Annotated in this window: 12 protein-coding genes; 7 read left to right on the top strand and 5 right to left on the bottom strand. The window is 65.5% G+C overall.

Annotation, left to right across the window (positions count from 1 at the left end; translation table 11 throughout):
- The first annotated feature begins 17 nt into the window (after positions 1-17).
- The 3 genes from GY769_19525 to GY769_19535 all read left to right on the top strand — a co-directional run bounded on the left by GY769_19525 (position 18) and on the right by GY769_19535 (position 4,127).
- Positions 18-449: an acyl-CoA thioesterase gene (locus GY769_19525; GenBank protein ID MCP4204111.1), complete on the top strand. Its 432-nt coding sequence runs from the start codon at positions 18-20 to the stop codon at positions 447-449.
- Positions 450-528: 79 nt separating this feature from the next.
- Entirely contained in the window at positions 529-2,460 is a 1,932-nt protein-coding gene (asnB, locus tag GY769_19530; protein ID MCP4204112.1) for an asparagine synthase (glutamine-hydrolyzing), read from the top strand.
- Positions 2,457-4,127 (top strand): glycosyltransferase family 39 protein, encoded by a 1,671-nt coding sequence (locus GY769_19535; GenBank protein MCP4204113.1) that lies wholly within the window; start codon positions 2,457-2,459, stop codon positions 4,125-4,127. The genes asnB and GY769_19535 overlap by 4 nt, the downstream gene beginning before the upstream one ends.
- Here GY769_19535 and GY769_19540 read toward each other — a convergent pair.
- From GY769_19540 to GY769_19550, 3 genes are all read right to left on the bottom strand, one after another.
- Complete coding sequence (locus tag GY769_19540) at positions 4,124-5,014, bottom strand: methyltransferase domain-containing protein (protein ID MCP4204114.1); 891 nt, start codon at positions 5,012-5,014, stop codon at positions 4,124-4,126. The genes GY769_19535 and GY769_19540 overlap by 4 nt on opposite strands.
- A 3-nt stretch (positions 5,015-5,017) precedes the next feature.
- Positions 5,018-6,562, bottom strand: a complete 1,545-nt coding sequence (locus GY769_19545; protein ID MCP4204115.1) for a benzoate-CoA ligase family protein — start codon at positions 6,560-6,562, stop codon at positions 5,018-5,020.
- A gap of 79 nt (positions 6,563-6,641) precedes the next feature.
- Positions 6,642-7,775, bottom strand: a complete 1,134-nt coding sequence (locus GY769_19550) for a hypothetical protein (GenBank protein ID MCP4204116.1) — start codon at positions 7,773-7,775, stop codon at positions 6,642-6,644.
- A gap of 578 nt (positions 7,776-8,353) precedes the next feature.
- Between GY769_19550 and GY769_19555 the strand changes: the two genes are divergently transcribed.
- From GY769_19555 to GY769_19565, 3 genes are read left to right on the top strand one after another with little or no spacing between them, the layout of a single operon-like run.
- The gene (locus tag GY769_19555; GenBank protein ID MCP4204117.1) at positions 8,354-9,094 is read left to right on the top strand and encodes an ABC transporter ATP-binding protein; all 741 of its coding nucleotides are present in this window, start codon (positions 8,354-8,356) and stop codon (positions 9,092-9,094) included.
- A gap of 4 nt (positions 9,095-9,098) precedes the next feature.
- Entirely contained in the window at positions 9,099-11,462 is a 2,364-nt protein-coding gene (locus tag GY769_19560) for an FtsX-like permease family protein (GenBank protein ID MCP4204118.1), read from the top strand.
- A 14-nt stretch (positions 11,463-11,476) separates the two neighbouring features.
- Positions 11,477-12,700 (top strand): HlyD family efflux transporter periplasmic adaptor subunit, encoded by a 1,224-nt coding sequence (locus GY769_19565; GenBank protein ID MCP4204119.1) that lies wholly within the window; start codon positions 11,477-11,479, stop codon positions 12,698-12,700.
- A gap of 101 nt (positions 12,701-12,801) precedes the next feature.
- On the opposite strand, the gene GY769_19570 is transcribed toward GY769_19565, so the two are convergent.
- On the bottom strand, positions 12,802-14,046 hold the full coding sequence (locus GY769_19570) for a hypothetical protein (protein ID MCP4204120.1): 1,245 nt from the start codon (positions 14,044-14,046) through the stop codon (positions 12,802-12,804).
- Between the two features lie 452 nt (positions 14,047-14,498).
- Here GY769_19570 and GY769_19575 point away from each other — a divergent pair, with 452 nt between their 5' ends.
- Entirely contained in the window at positions 14,499-16,388 is a 1,890-nt protein-coding gene (locus tag GY769_19575) for a matrixin family metalloprotease (GenBank protein MCP4204121.1), read from the top strand.
- Positions 16,389-16,414: 26 nt separating this feature from the next.
- Here GY769_19575 and GY769_19580 read toward each other — a convergent pair.
- A partial coding sequence (locus tag GY769_19580; protein ID MCP4204122.1) for an ATP-dependent Clp protease ATP-binding subunit occupies positions 16,415-17,353 on the bottom strand: 939 nt, incomplete at its 5' end.

Below are 17,353 nucleotides of genomic sequence, written 5' to 3' on the forward strand. Positions count from 1 at the left end.
CCGACCCGGAGCTCGTGTTGAAGCATAGGACTCATCTCAAGGTGCGCTTCGGCGACGTGGATCTCGCCGGCATCGTCTACTTCCCACGCTTCTTGCACTACTGCCACGTCGGCATGGAGGACTGTTTCTCGGTAGTCATGGGCATCGACTACGACCAGCTCCTGCTGGAGCGTAGGGTCGCCTTTCCCACCGTACACATCGAGATCGATTTCCTCCGCCCTCTCAAATACGGAGAAGATGTCGAGATCGAAATGGAGATCAAAAAGATCGGTACGACGTCGGTGGAATGGAGCTACCGGATCTTTCGAGTCGGCGAAAGTGATGCGATCGCGCAGAGCCGGCACGTCACGGTCTGCACGGACCTCGACAGCTTCGAGAAGAAGCGCGTGCCCGATTGGCTGCGCAGTCGCCTCGTGCCGGATGAGGCGCCGGCCTCTTCGGTTTCTTGACGCTGCTCCGGGGCCGGCTTGTTTGCTCTTGCGCCGCGGGCACTGAGACAATCGGAAGCTCTGAGGCAGTCGGTCTGTTATGTGCGGAATCGTAGGTAGTTTCGGGGGTGGACTCGCCCCGAGCCGGCGGGCCGAGACGGTCCGGCGGATGACCGCGACCCTGGGACACCGCGGACCGGACGGTCTGGGCTCGGTGGAGAAGGAGGAATGCGCATTCGGTTTTCGCCGGCTCGCAATCATGGATCCCGACGGTCCCTCGCAGCCCTACGCGAACGAGGACCAGAGCGTCTGGTGCATGGCGAACGCCGAAATCTACAATGCGGATGAGCTCAGGACCGAGCTCGAGACACGCGGGCATGTTCTTCACACCGGCGTTGACACCGAGATCCTGCCTCACCTCTACGAGGAGCACGGCGCTGATCTGGTTCACAAGCTCAACGGTATGTTCGCTCTGGCGATCTGGGACAGCCGCCGACGCCGGTTGCTGCTCGCGCGCGACCGCGCCGGCGAAAAGCCTCTTTTCTACTGGCAAACCGGCGGCGAGCTGGTGTTCGCCTCCGAGCTCCGCGCCCTGGCCGAGCATCCGGGGATTCCGCTCAGCGTCGACGCGGTCGCCCTTCGCCGCTATCTACAACATGATTTCTTTCCCGCGCCCCTGACGCCGCTCGCCGGGGTCCGCAAGCTCCCCGCAGGCCATCTCCTGATCGCGGCGGACGGAGAGACTTCGGTGCGCTCCTACTGGGACCTCGCCGATCACTTCGGCAACGAGTCGCTGGCCCGTCGGTCGACGAGCGATCTGGCGGATGAGCTCGACCACCTACTCGGCCTCGCGGTCCAACGCCGCAGCCGAAGCGACGTGCCGATCGGAGTCTTTCTCTCCGGCGGCATCGATTCTTCGACGGTGCTGGCATACCTCGCCGAGCAGCTCGGTCCGGGGATCCCGGCCTTTTCTCTGGGCCACACGGATCAGAGTTTCGACGAGTCGCGGTTCGCGCGGGAAACGGCCGAGTTCTTCGGTGCCGATTTCGACCAGCTCGTGCTGACCGAGGACGACCTCGGCGAAGGCCTCAGGCTCGTAGCCGAGGGCTTCGACGAGCCGCTCGGAGACGCATCGATTATTCCCACGCACCTGCTCTCGCGCCACGCGCGCCGGAAGGTGAAGGTCGTGCTGTCCGGGGAGGGCGCCGACGAGCTCTTCGCCGGTTACCCGACCTATCTAGGCCACAGGGTCGCCGCGGGCTATCGCAAGCTGCCCGGAGGCCTTCGCAAGGCCCTGGTGCGTTCGGCGCTCAGGCTGATGCCGGTGAAGATGGGCAACGTCGGACCGGGATATCTTCTGGAGAGATTCGCGATCGCCGCTGAGAAGGACCTCGTAGAGCGTCACCACACCTGGTTCGGAAGCATCGGTCCCGGATTGCAGCAGGAGATTCTGTCGAGTCCTCTGCGCGAAGGCCTGGCCTCGGACCAGCCTTTGAGCTCGGCCCGAGACCGTCTCGCGGGACGTGATTTTCCGGACGATCTCTCGCTCCTGCTCTACACCGACTTCACCATGTACCTGCAGGACGATCTGCTCACCAAGGTCGACCGCGCCACGATGCTGGCCTCACTCGAGGCGCGGGCGCCCTTCCTGGATCACGACCTCGCCGAGTTCGTCGCCGGCCTGCCGTCGAGTCAAAAGCTCTCGGGCCTGACGACCAAGGCGATCCTGCGCCGCACCGTCCGCAAGCGGCTGCCGAAGGAGGTGCTGAGCCGACGCAAACGGGGTTTCAACATCCCGTTCTCGCGCTGGGTCCTTCACGGCCTGGGCCGCGATCTGCAGAAGCGCTTCGCTCGCGATCGAATCGAGGCGCGGGGACTTCTTTCGCCCGAGGGCGTCAACCGTCTCTTGGCAGACCATCTGGCCTGCCGGGCCGATCACCGCAAGCCGTTGTTCAACCTGCTGGCGCTGGATCTCTGGTGCGATCGCCTCTTCGGGCCCGGCGCCGAGGTCCCGCTGACCTACCCCTCATGAAGCATCAGCGACTCGTCCTGCTTCTGGCGGCGCTTCTGTTCCTGTGGTGGCTGGGTGGGCGAGATCTGTGGGCACCGAACGAGCCCTATTTCGCCGAGGGCGCTCGCGAGATGGTCGTCGACGGCGAGTGGGCCGTTCCCCACGTAAACGGCGTCGTCAGTACCGACAAGCCGCCGTTCTTCTTCTGGCTCATCGCCCTGGTCTCGTTGCCGTTCGGAAAGGTGACACTTTGGACCTCGCGGCTGCCCTCGGTGTTTGCCGCTCTCGGAACCCTCGCGATCACGATGCGCCTCGGACGAAGGTTCTACGGCAACAGAACGGCGGCGCTCGCCGGCCTGGTGCTGGCCACCAGCTATATGTTCTGGGAACAGGCGCGCTGGGTCCAGACCGATGCGGTCCTGTGTTTGTTGATCTGGATCGCGCTGGCCGCTTTTGTCGAGTTCCGCGCCGGCGATCGGAACGGTCTTCGAGCGGGCCTGTTGTTCTGGCTGTCTCTGGCACTGGCGGTCCTGACCAAGGGCCCCGTCGGACTGCTCCTGCCGCTGGGGATCGCGGTCGTGGTATTGCTCGGAGACCGGAAGATAGGACTCTGGCGGGCTTTTGCGCCCTGGGCGGGACCGGGGCTGTTTCTGCTCGTGATCGTCTCCTGGATGCTACTCGCCACCTTCGGCAGTGGCGGTGAGTACTCGGTCTGGGGAGCGCTCAAGGAGCATTTCGTCGACCGGGGGATTCACGGTCTGCACCACAAGCGGCCGCCGTGGTACTACCTCGAGGTGCTGCCCGCAATGATCATGCCCTGGACCTTTCTGCTCCCGGGGGCGATGGTGCTGGCCTGGCGCCGGCGGCTGTCGTTCGATCGATTCCTGCTGGCCGCAGCCTGGTTCGTCGTCATCTTCTTCTCGATTTCGACCGAGAAGCGCGAGCTCTACGCCCTACCGGCGTTGCCAGCCATCGCCTTGATGACCGCCGCCCTGGTCGCCAACCTTGCCGGTTGGAATGAGGCGGAGGAGACCGGCGCACGCCTTCCGGGTCCACGGTGGATCACGCTCGGCCAGACGATCCTCGGCGCCCTCCTGATCGGAACCGCGATCTACGCTCCCATCGCGGCGGGCGACTACGACTTCGTTCCGCAGTGGGCGGTTGTCATCTTCGCGGTGCTCCTCTCGGCGACCGGAATAGCCACCATCCACGCGGCGGCAAAAGGGCCCTTGTTGAGGTCCGTGCTCAGCCCGGCGGCCGGTTTCGCGGTGCTCTATCTCTTCGTGGCATCGGTGCTCTGGCCGGCTTTCGAGCCGCGCAAATCGGCACGTGCGTTCTCGCTGGCGATAGAGAAGGAAACGCGCGAGTACCGCAAATCCGGGCTTCCCATCGTCTCGTTCTGGCTCGAGAACCTGCCACAGCACTTCGCCTTTTACGGCAACGGTCTGTACACGCTCGAAGTAGACAACCTGTTCGACGTTCAGAGGCACCTGGAGAGGCCGGAGACCGTATTTGCCGTCGTTCAGGGCGGCAAGCTCGAGGGACTTCCACCCGTCCTCCTCGACCGTCTGCACACGGTGGCGGAAGCGCGGCTGGCCAGGAAGCAAGTCCTCCTGATCACCAACACCCGACCCGGGGATACGAAGGCCGTCTCCGCGCCCACCGAGGGGAGTGGCTCGACCGACTAGCCTGGCCCGGCCGCCCGCGAAAAGCGGCAGATCAAGTAGCGCTTCTTTTCTCGAAACAGGCGGCTATCGATGTTCTCCATACGGGCGCCGACTCGCCGCAGGCGCTTGCGCAGGAAGCGCGCAACCGCGCGGGTCAAGCGAGGCTTCTTTTGACCGCCGCGCAGGAACGCCAGTCGCAAGGTGGGGAAGAGGTAGCGATCGGCCAGCTGGCAGGCGAGATCGAGAGTCGGCGCCACCTGCTCGGTGACGTCCTCCTCGTGCTCCAGCGCGAAGCCCGCGGCCTCTGCGGCCGAGAAGAAGTCGGCCAGGAGATGGCCACTCTTGACGATATAGCTGCCGTCTTTGACCAGCGGAAAGTAGTCACTGACCAATAGGCTGCCCGTGGGTTCGAGCACGCGCTCGACGGCCGGGAAGAGCCGCTCGAGCGGCACGTACTGCGCGGACTCACTCATGAGCACGAGATCGAACGGCGTTTCGCTCTTGAAGTCTTCGAAGCGGCACTTGTGGAATCTGAAGCCGGTCGCAGCCCGGAACCTCTCCCCGTGGGAGGCGTCGGGGCTCAGGCCTTCGACTTCGTAGCCCAGCTTTTTCAGAGCGCGCGCGTTGCCGCCCGCTCCGCTCCCGACGTCGAGGACTCGCTTGGCGCCATCGGGAATCAAGCCGAGCAGGCGATCGAGGTAACGCTTCTGAGCGGCGCGCATTCCTTCCAGGGATAGCGAATCGGCTTCGTCCCAAAGCCCATAGTGAAGATGTTCGAGCCCCAGGACCTCGAGGTAGAAGCGCAGGCCGACGTCGTCGCTGGGCACCTCGGTCGCCGCGAGGAGCCGGTCCAGCTCCAGAGTCTCCTCCAGGGGCCGGTCCAGGAATGAAAAACGATCGATATCCAATGCCTACTCCCGTGCGAGCTTCTTGAGGGCTCCCCGATCGACCTTGCCGAGGTGCGTTCGGGGTAGAGAGTCGACGATGAAGACCCGGCGTGGGTGCTTATAGGGCTGCAGATTGTCGAGCACGAAGCTCTTGAGCACCTCTTCGAGATCGTCCCCCGGCCCGGTGCTGATCACGAAGGCACACGGCTTGGTCAACCCGTCCTCATTGCAAACCCCGATCACCGCACACTCGGCCACCGCGGGATGTCGCATCAGGCAGCTCTCGACTTCCTGCGGCGCGAGCCACTTGCCACCGACCTTGAGCACGTCGTCGCCGCGACCGCAGTAGGTCACGTATCCGGCCTCGTCTCTTTGCACCAGATCGCCACCCACGAACCATTCGCCTCGAAACGACTCCGCGGTCTTGGCCACGTTCTGCCAGTAGCCGATGGCACGCGATTCGCCTTTCACCCAGAGGCGGCCGATCTCGCCGTCCGGAACTTCCCGGCCTTCGTCGTCACAGACCTTGATCTCGAAGCCCGGCACGACCCGGCCGAGCGTTCCGGGCTTGACCGCTCCCGGGACGTTGCTGACGAAGATGTGCCACATCTCCGCGGTTCCCAGGCCGTCCAGCAATTCGGTGCCGAAGGTCTCCTTCCAGCGCTCGTAGAGCGGAGCCGGCAAGGCCTCACCGGCAGAGGTCGCAAATCGGAGCGACGAGAAGTCCCGTTCGGCGGCTTGGGCATGACTGACCATCTGGTTGATCATGGTGGGCACATTGATCAGCACGGTCGGGCGATGACGCTGGATCTTCTCGAACAGAATCTCGGCCGTCGGCTTCTCGGGGAACAAGACGGTCGAGCCGCCGACCGCGAACGGGAACAGCAGGTTCGACCCGGTCGCGTAGCCGAAGAAGAGCTTGGGTACCGAGAGTGTGATGTCGTCCCGAGAAAATCCCAGCGCTTTCTTGGCGTAGCACTCGGTGGTGTTTGCAAAGGACCGGTGAGTCTGGACGACGGCCTTCGGCCGCCCCGTCGTGCCCCCGGAGAAGAGCCAGATTGCGGGGTCGTCGGGGTGGGTAGGCGCTGTCGTCAGGTTGCCATCGAGACCCGTTGCCACCTCCTCGAAGGACTCCGAACCGGCCGGGGTCCCGCCGACGACGAGAAGGGCCGGGCGACGACTGGCCTTCCGTGCCGCTCTCTCGAACGAGTCCAGCACCGAAGCGTCGACCACCGCACACGTCGCGCGGCTGTAGTCGAGCAAGGCCGCCAGGTTGTCGGCCTCCAGATCGGGGTTGACCATGACCACCACCGCGCCCAGCTTCAGAATGCCGAACAGGGCTCCAACGTACTCCGGCGAGTCGCGCAGCGCGATCAGGACTCGTTCCTCCCGCCGGACTCCTTTTCGGCTCAGAGCCTGTCCGAAGCGACTCGCGAGGAGTAGCACCTCCTCGTAGGTCATGGAGCCCTCGTCGGTACGTATGGCTACGGCTTCGCCGAGTCCCTCCTGAATTCGCTGATCGAGGAAGTAGTCCGCGATATTGAACCGTTCGCCGGGCCGGAAAACCATCGAGGCGCTAGCCTAGCGGTTTATCCATCCGGCCCGCCACTTATGGGAAGAAAGGGCCTTTCCTCGAACAGGACTCACATCAAACCGGTCGGTTCTTCGCCGCAAACTCTCCTTGCACTTCGAAGCCGTCGCCGAGGGCGATCGAGGGTGAATCGAAGGTTACGGCACCTCCATCGCGCACCTTGTACTCGCTGGCGGCGATCGAGCGGCAAGCCGACTCGGTCGTGGTGGAGTTGACCTCCTGGGAGACCAATACCAAGTCGCCGTTGGTCCCGTCGCACGAGCCCACGGGATCCGGGTCGGGCTCGGCAAGGGGATCGACGACTTCGGTGGCGTCGGAGGACTCACCGTCATGCTCGGCTCCCTCCGCGACAACGTGCTCCTCGACCGTCAGGAGAAGCGATAGGAGCTCCGGCGCTGGGATCTCGTCGGCATGGGGCAGCGTCACCGGCTCCGGCCAGGGATTCCCGCTCACCGCGAGGAGATAGGCTCCGCTCCGGAGCTTGGGCCGGAGCGGGTCGCTATCGACAGTGAAGTTCGCGAAGCGAGACAGCACCTCGGGGGTGTCGGGCATCCATCCCGATGTCGGATCCGATGTCGGAAAAGTCGCGCCGAGGATCGAGCCCGACCGGCAAGGCAAGGTCTCGACAAGCAGCGGCAGGGATCCGTCGATCCCCACCGGGACATCGAACCGATTGGATGCGCCGAGGTTGAGGACCGGGCTCTCTCCATACGACCACGCGAAGTAGCTGAGCAGCTCATCCGGTTGGTCGAGCTCCGGGGACGGAAAAAACACCGAGAGATCGACACGATCGAACACGCCCCGCTTGGGCAACTGCGGATAGAGCCCGTGGACGGTTACGCGGGCGCATCCGAGCGAGAGATCCACGTCACCCCCCGCGAGCGCTCGAGCCGGCACGACTCGCGCCCCAGGCATGGACTGCTCGAGGCTCGACAGGTCCCAGACATCGCTGCCCTCGAGATAGCCGATTGGCAACTCGTCCGGCGCCAAGGTCGCGCCGCTCGGGTCGCCCAGCACGCCCAGCCCTGAGGCGCGGGCGATGCCCTCGATCGACGGGGCCAGGACCAAGGCCGAAATCCAGGCGAGGACCTCGCGGCGCCTCACCGGAGCGTGCCAGTTCGGCTTCCAGGGCTCGGGACTCGTCATGGCTACACGCTCGGGCTCAACTTCGGGTCGGAGTTCGAGTGTCATCCAGGGCGCTCCTTTCTACCCATCCTTGCGGCTGGCGCGTTCTCCCAGTACCTATATAGCACGCCGGGGCCGTTCCCAGCACGCGGGCAAGGCGATGCGCAAGGCTGCCCGCAAAGGTGGCCCGCGTGGACCACCCAGGTGGGTATGGCCGCCCAAGACTCCAGGTGGTAAACGGAACGCGAGGCGGACAGCGCACCCGGGGAGACCGAGGGCCGCCTGGCCGTCACCCAAAGACCATTGCTCCGAAGGAGGGTGCCGTGAAGTCCAGTGTCGCGTTACCGGTTTCCGCTCGTTCGCCGATCGCAAAGTGGTTGCTCCTGGCAATCATGTTCCCGCTTACAACCGTTTCGTGTGGGCCCGCGTTGAGAAACGCTCGGATCATCGCCAGCGCCAACGTGTCTTGATCCGTTTCGGCCGGATGAATGGCAAGTGCCCACGAGCTGCGGAAGGAGCCTCGTTTTGTCGCTTACAAAGTGGAGAGGAAGGGCCTCGGCTCGACCGGCGAGAGCGCGGAACCGAGGCCTATCCATGAAGAGGCTGAGACGGAGTGGAAGAAGCATGGATTGGGAGCGACGGCAATGAGAGAAGCGGGCCAGGTCGTGCCAACGGGCTTTGGTGAGCCCGCCTTCGTTGCCCACGAGGTGACCAAGGTCTACCACATGGGTGAGGTCGAGGTGCACGCGCTGCGAGGGGTGGACCTGGAGCTCTGGGCCTCCGAGCTGGTGGTCCTGCTGGGGCCTTCGGGCAGCGGCAAGTCGACCCTGCTCAACATTCTGGGGGGACTCGACGTCCCGACCGCGGGAACGGTCTGGTACCGGGACCACGAGCTGACCGCGGCGAACGAGACCGAGCTCACCCGCTACCGGCGCGAGCACGTCGGCTTCGTCTTTCAGTTCTACAACCTGATCCCGAGTCTGACCGCGGTCGAGAACGTCGCCCTGGTGACGGACATCTCGGAGGCGCCGATGGATCCGGCCGAAGCGTTGGGCTTGGTCGAGCTCGGCGATCGCAAAGATCACTTCCCGGCGCAGCTCTCCGGCGGCGAGCAGCAGCGAGTCGCGATCGCGCGGGCGATCGCCAAGCAGCCGGACGTTCTGCTTTGCGACGAGCCGACCGGCGCGCTGGATATCTCAACCGGCGTTCTGGTGCTCGACGCGATCGCGCGCGTCAATCGGGAGCTTGGCACCACAGTCGCCGTGATCACCCACAACGTCGCCATCGCCGCTATGGCGGACCGGGTGTTGCGGCTCGCCGACGGCCGAATCGCGAACGAGGAGCGCAACGAACGGCGGGCCGAGGCCCGCGAGCTCGAATGGTGAAGCCATGCTGACAATCGACAGAAAACTCCTACGCGATTTGAGACAGCTCAAGGGGCAAGCGCTGGCGATCGGTCTGGTGATCGCCGCGGGGGTGGCGATGTTCACGATGTATTTCTCCACCTTCGAGTCGCTCGATCACACCCATGCGACCTACTACGATCGGTATCGCTTCGCCGACGTCTTCGCCTCGCTCAAGCGGGCACCCCTCGCGACTGTTTCGCGGATCGAGGCCCTGCCCGGGGTGGCCAGGGTCGAGCCGCGGGTGGTGGTCCAGGCGACGCTCGACGTCGCCGGGATGACCGAGCCGGCGGTCGGTCAGCTGCTCTCGATCCCGGAGCACCGACGGGCGATTCTGAACGACGTCTACCTGGTCAAAGGGCGCTACATCCAGCCAGGGCGACCGGACGAGGTTCTGGTGATCGAGGCCTTCGCCCTCGCGCACGGCCTCGAGCCCGGCGATCGGGTGGGAGCGATCATCAACGGTCGGCGTCGGGAGCTCCAGATCGTGGGCGTGGCCCTGTCACCTGAGTTCGTCTACACGATCGCGCCGGGCGACCTGCTCCCCGACGATCGGCGGTTCGGCGTCTTTTGGATGGGGCGGCGGGCGCTGGCCTCGGCCTTCGACATGGAAGGCGGCTTCAACGACCTCGCGTTGACCCTGACTCCAAGTGCCTCCTCGGAACAGGTGATTGCCGATGTCGACCGTGTGCTGCGGCGCTACGGCGGCCTGGGCGCGATCCCTCGCAGGCTGCAAGTTTCGGCCTGGTTCGTGGCCAACGAGATGCGCGAGATGCAGACGATGGGATCGATCCTGCCGGTGGTCTTCCTCGCGGTGGCCGCCTTCTTGCTGAACGTGGTGCTGTCTCGGATCATCTCGGTGCAGCGCACCCAAATCGCCGCTCTGAAGGCGGTTGGCTACTCGAACGGAGCCGTGGCGCTCCACTACACGAAGCTCGGTCTGGTGATTGCACTGGCCGGGGGCCTGATCGGCGTAGCCGTCGGCGCCTGGCTGGGCCGAGGTCTGACCAGCATGTACAGTCAGTGGTTCCGCTTCCCGAGCTTCGAGTACTTCCTGTCATCCAGGATCGCCCTGGCCGCGCTGGCCGTGAGCGTGACCGCCGCGGCGCTCGGTGCCTTCGGCGCCGTCAGACGCGCGGTGAGCCTACCGCCGGCGGAGGCCATGCGACCCGAGCCTCCGGCGAGCTTCAAACGGAGCTGGCTCGAGCGGATCGGTCTGGCTCGGTTTCTCTCCGAGCCGGCACGGATGATCCTGCGCAACCTGGGCCGGCGCCCGGTACGCACGCTGCTTTCCGCCACCGGGATCGCCTTCGCCATCGCGCTCCTGGTCTTCGGCTTCTTCTTCGTCGACGCCATCGACCTTCTGATGAAGGTGCAATTCGAAGAGGTCATGCTGCACGACGTCACCACCACCTTTGTCGAGCCAACCTCGTCGGCGGCGCGCCACGAGGTGGAGCGCATGCCCGGCGTCCTCTATACCGAGCCCTTCCGGGCCGTGCCGGCGCGGCTTCGCCACGGCTCGCGCTCGCGGCAAGCCGCCATCCTCGGCTTGCCGGCCACACCTCGGCTCAATAGGGTGGTCGGTCAGACCGCGGGGGCCGTCGAGCTCCCACCCGCTGGACTCGTGCTCTCGTCGACGCTGGGCAGAGCCCTCGGCGTCGAGGTCGGCGACCGGATGACGGTCGAGATCCTCGAGGGCAGCCGCCCGACCCGCACGGTCCCGGTGTCGCTCCTGGTCGACGAGGTCATGGGGATCTCGGCCTACATGGAGATCGGCGCCCTGCGCCGCATGATGCGCGAGGGGAGCGTGCTCTCCGGTGCCTTTCTCAAGGTCGATCCGGCGGAGATCGACCGGCTCCACGAGCGTTTGAAGGCAACGCCACGGGTCGCCGGGGTGAGCCTGACAACGGCGGCCTACCAGAGCTTCCAGAACACCATCGGCCAGACGCTGGGGCTAATGATAACGATCAACCTGATCTTCGCCGCCGTCATCGCCTGCGGCGTGGTCTACAACAGCGCCCGGATCTCGCTTTCCGAGCGCGAGCGCGACCTCGCGAGCCTACGGGTGTTGGGATTCACCCGAGCCGAGATCTCTTTCATCCTGCTCGGGGAGCTGGCGGTGGTGACGCTGCTTGCCATCCCGCTCGGCCTGGTGCTGGGCTACGGCTTCTGCCGCGGCATCATCGAGGCCCTGGCGTCGGAGCTGTTGCGTATTCCGATGGTGGCCGATCCGGTGAGCTACGCCTGGTCGGCGGTGGCGGTAGCCGCGGTATCGGCGCTCTCCGGTCTCGCGGTTCGCCGCCGCCTCGATCGGCTCGATCTGGTGGCGGTGCTGAAGTCACGTGAATGACGGAGGACGAGATCATGAAATGGACAGACAAGCGCAAGCTCACCTGGGTGGTAGGGGCAGCCCTGCTCTTGCTGCTCCTGGCTTGGGCCTTCAGGCCGCGGCCCGAGCTGGTCGACATAGCCGAAGCGGGCCGTGCGCCCCTGCTGGTGACCCTCGATGAAGAGGGCGAGACCCGGGTGCGCGATCGCTTCGTCGTCTCGGCGCCCCTCGCCGGCCGCGTGCAGCGGATCGAGCTCGAGCCGGGCGACCCGGTCGAGGCGGACAAGACCGTGCTCGCCATCTTCCAGCCGCAGACACCGACCCTGCTCGACGCTCGCAGCCGGGCCGAGGCGGAGGCCGGCGCCCGGGCCGCGCGGGCGAGCCTCGAGCGCGCGCGGGCGGACCGGGACCGCGCCGCGGCCGAGCTCGAGTTCGCCCAGGCCGAGGTCGAGCGTTTCCGGCGCCTGGCCGGGGAGAAGATCGTCTCGGAGGAGGAGCTCGAGTCGGCGGAGCTCGAGGCGCGCAGCCGGGCGGAAGCCCGAGAGGCGGCCGAGTTCGCCGCTCAGACCGCCCGCTACCAGCTCGAAGTGGCCCGTGCCCGGCTGCTCGAAGGGGGTGCGCTCGGTGGTGGTAATCCGCATGGTGGCGAAGCCGGCTCTCCGATCTCGCTGCGCTCGCCGGTGGACGGCGTGGTCCTGCGCCGGATGCGCGAAAGCGAGGCGGTAGTGCCCGCGGGAGAGCCGCTGCTCGAGGTGGGCGCGCCCGAGGACCTCGAGATCGTGGCCGACTATCTCTCGGCGGACGCGGTCAAGATCCGGCCCGCGGACCGGGTGCTGATCGAAGAGTGGGGCGGGGAGCGCGCGCTCGAGGGACGAGTGCGACGGGTCGAGCCTTCGGGCTTCATGAAGATCTCGGCTCTCGGGGTCGAGGAGCAGCGGGTCAACATAGTAGTTGATTTCGAGGATCCGCCGGCGGGCCGACCCGGGCTGGCCGACGGCTTCCGGGTGGAGCTGCGGGTCGTGTTGTGGGAAGGGGAGGACGTTCTCCAGGTGCCCGCCGGCAGCCTATTCCGCGACGGCGACGACTGGGTCGTCTTCACGGTCGATGGCGGCAGAGCGCGCGTGCGCAAGGTCGAGATCGGCCGCATGGGCGGCCTCGTCGCCGAGGTCGTGAGCGGCCTCGACGAGGGCGACCGGGTCATTCTCCACCCGGGCGACAGCATCGTCGACGGCCTGCGCGTCCAACCACGACCGAGCTGACCTCTCTGACCCTTCCGACGGCCACCCGATCTCGGTGCGCTATACCCTGACGGTTCGTTTCTCCTTGCGCTAGGCGGAGCGCCCGATGACGCCGCGACGAATCAGAAGCTGTGAATGGTGGAGAAGGAGACGGTGTTCACCCGATCGGAGAAGTCCGCGGCGACGTCGAGCTGAAGCGCCCAGAACGCGACGCCGAGCCCGACGGAGACGTGCAGCTCATCCTCACCGGGCGGTAAGACAGCTCGAGTCACGTAGTGACTGTCGTCGTGGATCCGGTGGGCAGGGTCGAGCCAGGCGCCGGCCCGGAGAGCGATCATCGGTTTGGTGTGAGAAAAAGTGTATTCGGCTCCCAGGTGGAGCTCGTCCGCGTCTTCCAGCTGGTTCTCGAATCCGGTGGCTTTGAAGTAGCCGAGGAGGCTGGAGTAGCCGATCCGATCCCATTCAAATGCGAGGGTGAGGCGCTCACCGAGGGCTCGATAGGCGAAGCCCAGGCCGTAGACATCTGGGAAGGCCATGGGATGACGCAGAACGACTTGCGATGCGCCGGCCGGGAGGCCGAACGGATTCTGTGGACCGGCTGTGAGCGCCGAGACGCTATCGAACTCCGGTCCCTGGCGGAAGAAGCCCCCCGTGCGCCAGCGCGGGGCGATGCGCCATAGAAAGCCGGCCAACAGCCTCCAGTCGGTGTCGTCGATGTCCACGGATGCGGCGTAGCCTAGATTCTCCGGGGTCGTAGGTGCGGGTGAGAAAAAACCCGAGCCGGCTGCGCCCCAAACCTCCGAGATCGAAGAGAGATCGCCAGCGAAATACGTCAGGCCAACGCCGATGCTGAACTGGTCGTTGACGCTGTAGGCACCGGTCAGTCCGTGGGCTACGACTCGGAGGTTGGCGGCCTTGCTCTGATCAAACTCTCTGCGGATGGCTCCTTCCGGCCACGGGCCGCTGTAGAGCCCCTGGAGTGCCGAGGTCGTCTCGAAATTCGCCAGTTGGTGACGGTAAAACGCCAGCGACCGGCTCTTCCGCGGATAGACGAACGAGAGAAAGGAGAGGCCCGTGAGGTCGTCGGACGACTCGCCCTCCCGCAGCCCCGGGGTGCTGTCGAGGCCGGTGCCCGAGGGCTCTCCGAAGATCCGACCGCCCGCGACGTACGGGGTGGAATAGCTCCAGGCACGGCCCTCGATGGAGATCTCGGGCCGGACGATCTGAGTCAGACCCGCGGGGTTGGCGAACGCGGCCGTGGCATCGTCCGCGAGAGCGGCGAAGGCCCCACCGAAGCCCATGCTCCGCGCGCCGGGATTCGAGAAGCTGAACTCGAAGCTCGGCTGGAGGTCGTTCTGCGCCGACACAACTGAGGACAGCGCCTGCAGTGCGACGAGGAGAATGAGGCATCGGCTGAAACGAGACCGCCGCGCCGAGTCTCGACCGGCATGGCAAGAACCAGCGCGACGGTGGCAGCTTCTTCGGGTCATGTCAGCGCCCCTCTCTCCCTCTAAGTCTCCTCTTCGAGCGACAAAGACAGCGACGCCAAACGAGAGCCGCTGGCTTTTGACGGTCGGCAATCGCACGTCTGGGCCGCTCGGACAGGCCTTGTGTAGCACTGCCGGTCCAACGCCGCCAGCCCCCCGAGGGTGGGCGCCGGCCGCTCGCCGGGGTGGGCGGGAGGCGGAGCTTGGCAACGTCGGTCTGGGCAGTGTCACAAACAACATAGCCGAGCCGGCGCGAGCACGCTATAACCGTCGGGAATGGCAGGGGCCTTCGGCTTCCTGCCTCCGGAAACGGCCATCGCGGAGGAATGGAAATGGGAAGCCAGCCAATTCGAGCCAACACCCGCCGCCTTGCCAGGGTGTGGCTGTGCCTTCTGGGAGCGAGCCTTCCGGCGTCCAGCCTCGTCTCTCAGGAGAAGCCGTTTCCGGTATTGCAGGAGGAATTGTCCACCATTTGGGAGGTTGAAGGCGGCGATCCCTACTGCTCCTTCACACCGCCCGAGCCTCCCGAGAACGCCTTCTTCTTCAACGACTTCTCTCGGTGGTCGAATACGGCCAGCGATCCGTCGGGCCTCGTTCACGGGGATCCGGGCACGCTCACTTGGGGATTCGTGGCCGACGGCACAGCCATCGGCAATGGCGGCTGCGGCCTGGCGGGGGAGACCGGAGCGAGCGATCTGATCGCTTTTCTAGACGCCATTCGTGACCCGGCATCGACCGGCGGCACCGATCTCACTCAGAGACTCTGGTTCCCGGTCTTTGAGCAGATCTTCACCGACTGGGGCCTACTCAACGGCGTCAACTACGTCTACGAGCCGAACGACGATGGCACAACCCTCGTTACCGGAGGGGCGGGTGTTCTTGGAACTCGCGCCGACCTACGAATCGGCGGCCATTTCGTCGACGGACAGTCCGGCTCCAACGTCCTGGCCTGCAACTACTTCCCCAACAACGGCGACATGATCATCGACACCAGCAACACCAGCTTTTACTCCAGCACGTCGAACAACTCGCGCGGCACTCGCAACGTGCTCGCCCACGAGCACGGTCATGGCATGGGCTTCAACCACGTTTGCCCGACCAACCAGACCAAGCTGATGGAGCCCTTCATCAGCACCGCCTTCGACGGTCCGCAGGTCGACGACATCAACGCCGCGAATCGCGGCTATGGCGACCGCGACGAATTTCCCGGCCAGAACGACGCGTCGGGCACCGCGACCTCTCTCGGCTCGGTACCGCAGACCGGCGTGCCGGTGACCCGCACAACGCTGAGTGTCGACAGCACCACCGACACGGATTTCTACAGCTTCCAGGTGGCAGGAGGCAGTCAAGTCACCGTCACGCTGAACCCGACCGGAAGCACCTATCTGAACGGGCCGCAGAACCCCAACGGCAGCTGCACCGCGGGCACGAACTTCAACTCGTTGATTCAGAGCGATCTGGCGCTCGAGGTTCGCGGCAAATCCGGCGCCAACGTCCTCGGCTCGGCCGACGCCAACGGCGCGGGACTCGCCGAGACGATCAGCAATCTGGCTCTGACCGAGGGAGCGGGCACCTACTTCGTGCGCACCTTCGGCCTCAACGACTTCAACCAGATGTACGACCTGAGCGTCAGCACGACCGGCGCCCCGTGCACCGCGGACGCCTTCGAGCCCGACGACGGCTCCGCTCAGGCAAATGCCATCACCTCGGGGGTGCCGAAGAGCCACGGCATCTGCCCGGCAGGCGACGACGATTGGTCGACCTTTACGCTGGCGGCGGAGTCTCAGGTCAGTCTCGAGACCTCTGGCGCGAGCGCGGATACCAGGATGTGGCTGCGTGATGCCGCTGCATCCCAGATCGAGTTCGACGATGACGACGGCAGCGGCCAGTTTTCTCTTATCGACCGCACCTGCGGCGTCGATGCGCTTTCCGCCGGCACCTATTTCGTGGAAGTCGATGAGTTCGGCGACGACAGCGAGATCGAAAGCTACGCTCTCAGTCTGACCACGACGCCGTGCTCCTCCTGCCCGCCGGGTGTGATCCTGGCGAACCAGACGCTCACGGGGACGCAGGCCCATCTCGCGACGGGCGCTGCAACGCTGGGCCCGAGTCTCATCGTCAGCGGCGTGAGCATCTCGATAGAAGCGCCGACGGTGACATTCCTCGGCGACATCGAGATCGGCGGGACCTTCAGCGCCGGCAACAGCCCGGCCTGCCTGTGAGCAACGAACCCCGGAGTCGCGGCAGCCTATTCGGTCCGATACGGGACTTCGAGCACCAACTGGTCGCCACGGGCCTCCACCTGGATCCTGGAGCCCTCCGTGGGGTGAGCCTCGAGGAGAGCTGTCGCCAACGGCTGGACAAGCAGCCGATCGATGGTGCGCTCGAGGTTCCGAGCCCCGAGTTCGCGGTCGAAGCCCTCTTCCACCAAGAGATCATAGGCCGATTCGGCGAGCTCGATGTCGAGATTCCGCTCACTGAGTCGGCTACGCAGCCCCCCGAGGATCTTGTCGATGATGCCTCGGAGCACCGCTTGCGTGAGAGGTTTGAAAACGACCATGTGCTGGATCCGGTTGAGTAGCTCGGGCCGCAGGGTCTGAGCCACCGCGGTTCGAAAAGGCTCCTCGTATTCGGCCTGCCGGAGCCCCTCTTGGGAGGCCGCGTCTCCCTTTGCAGATCCGGACAAATAGCCGGCGTCGTCCGAGAATCCGATCCTCCGACCGGCCGTCTGCTGCAACGGCGCGCTTCCGAGGTTCGAGGTGAGAACGATCACCGCGTCGCGGAAGCTGGCTCGCCGGCCCCGAGAATCGGTCAAGCGCCCTTCTTCGAAGATCTGGAGAAAGAGATCGAAGACGTCCGAGTGAGCTTTCTCGATCTCGTCGAACAGGACAACCGAATAGGGCTGGCTGCGGAGCCGATCAGTGAGTTGGCCGCCCGCCTCATGCCCCACGTATCCGGGGGGCGCGCCGATGAGCTTGGCGACGGCGTGTCGCTCGCCGTATTCGGACATGTCGATCTGGACGAGCCGGCGCTCGTCCTCGAAGAGAAACTCCGCCAGGGCCTTGGCCAGCTCCGTCTTTCCGGTGCCGGTCGGGCCCAGGAAGAGGAGGACGGCAAGCGGCCGTCGAGGGTCGGAGAGGCCCGACTTGGCGGCCCGGATCGCGCTGGTCTCGGTTGCGACGGCGCC

The organism is bacterium, from assembly GCA_024224155.1.
Taxonomy (GTDB): domain Bacteria; phylum Acidobacteriota; class Thermoanaerobaculia; order Multivoradales; family JAHEKO01; genus CALZIK01.

Coding starts and splice junctions, on each gene's coding strand:
- asnB (MCP4204112.1), top strand. CDS start 529: ATGTGCGGAATCGTAGGTAGTTTCGGGGGTGGACTCGCCCCGAGCCGG.
- GY769_19535 (MCP4204113.1), top strand. CDS start 2,457: ATGAAGCATCAGCGACTCGTCCTGCTTCTGGCGGCGCTTCTGTTCCTG.
- GY769_19545 (MCP4204115.1), bottom strand. CDS start 6,562: ATGGTTTTCCGGCCCGGCGAACGGTTCAATATCGCGGACTACTTCCTC.
- GY769_19550 (MCP4204116.1), bottom strand. CDS start 7,775: ATGACACTCGAACTCCGACCCGAAGTTGAGCCCGAGCGTGTAGCCATG.
- GY769_19555 (MCP4204117.1), top strand. CDS start 8,354: ATGAGAGAAGCGGGCCAGGTCGTGCCAACGGGCTTTGGTGAGCCCGCC.
- GY769_19560 (MCP4204118.1), top strand. CDS start 9,099: ATGCTGACAATCGACAGAAAACTCCTACGCGATTTGAGACAGCTCAAG.
- GY769_19565 (MCP4204119.1), top strand. CDS start 11,477: ATGAAATGGACAGACAAGCGCAAGCTCACCTGGGTGGTAGGGGCAGCC.
- GY769_19575 (MCP4204121.1), top strand. CDS start 14,499: ATGGGAAGCCAGCCAATTCGAGCCAACACCCGCCGCCTTGCCAGGGTG.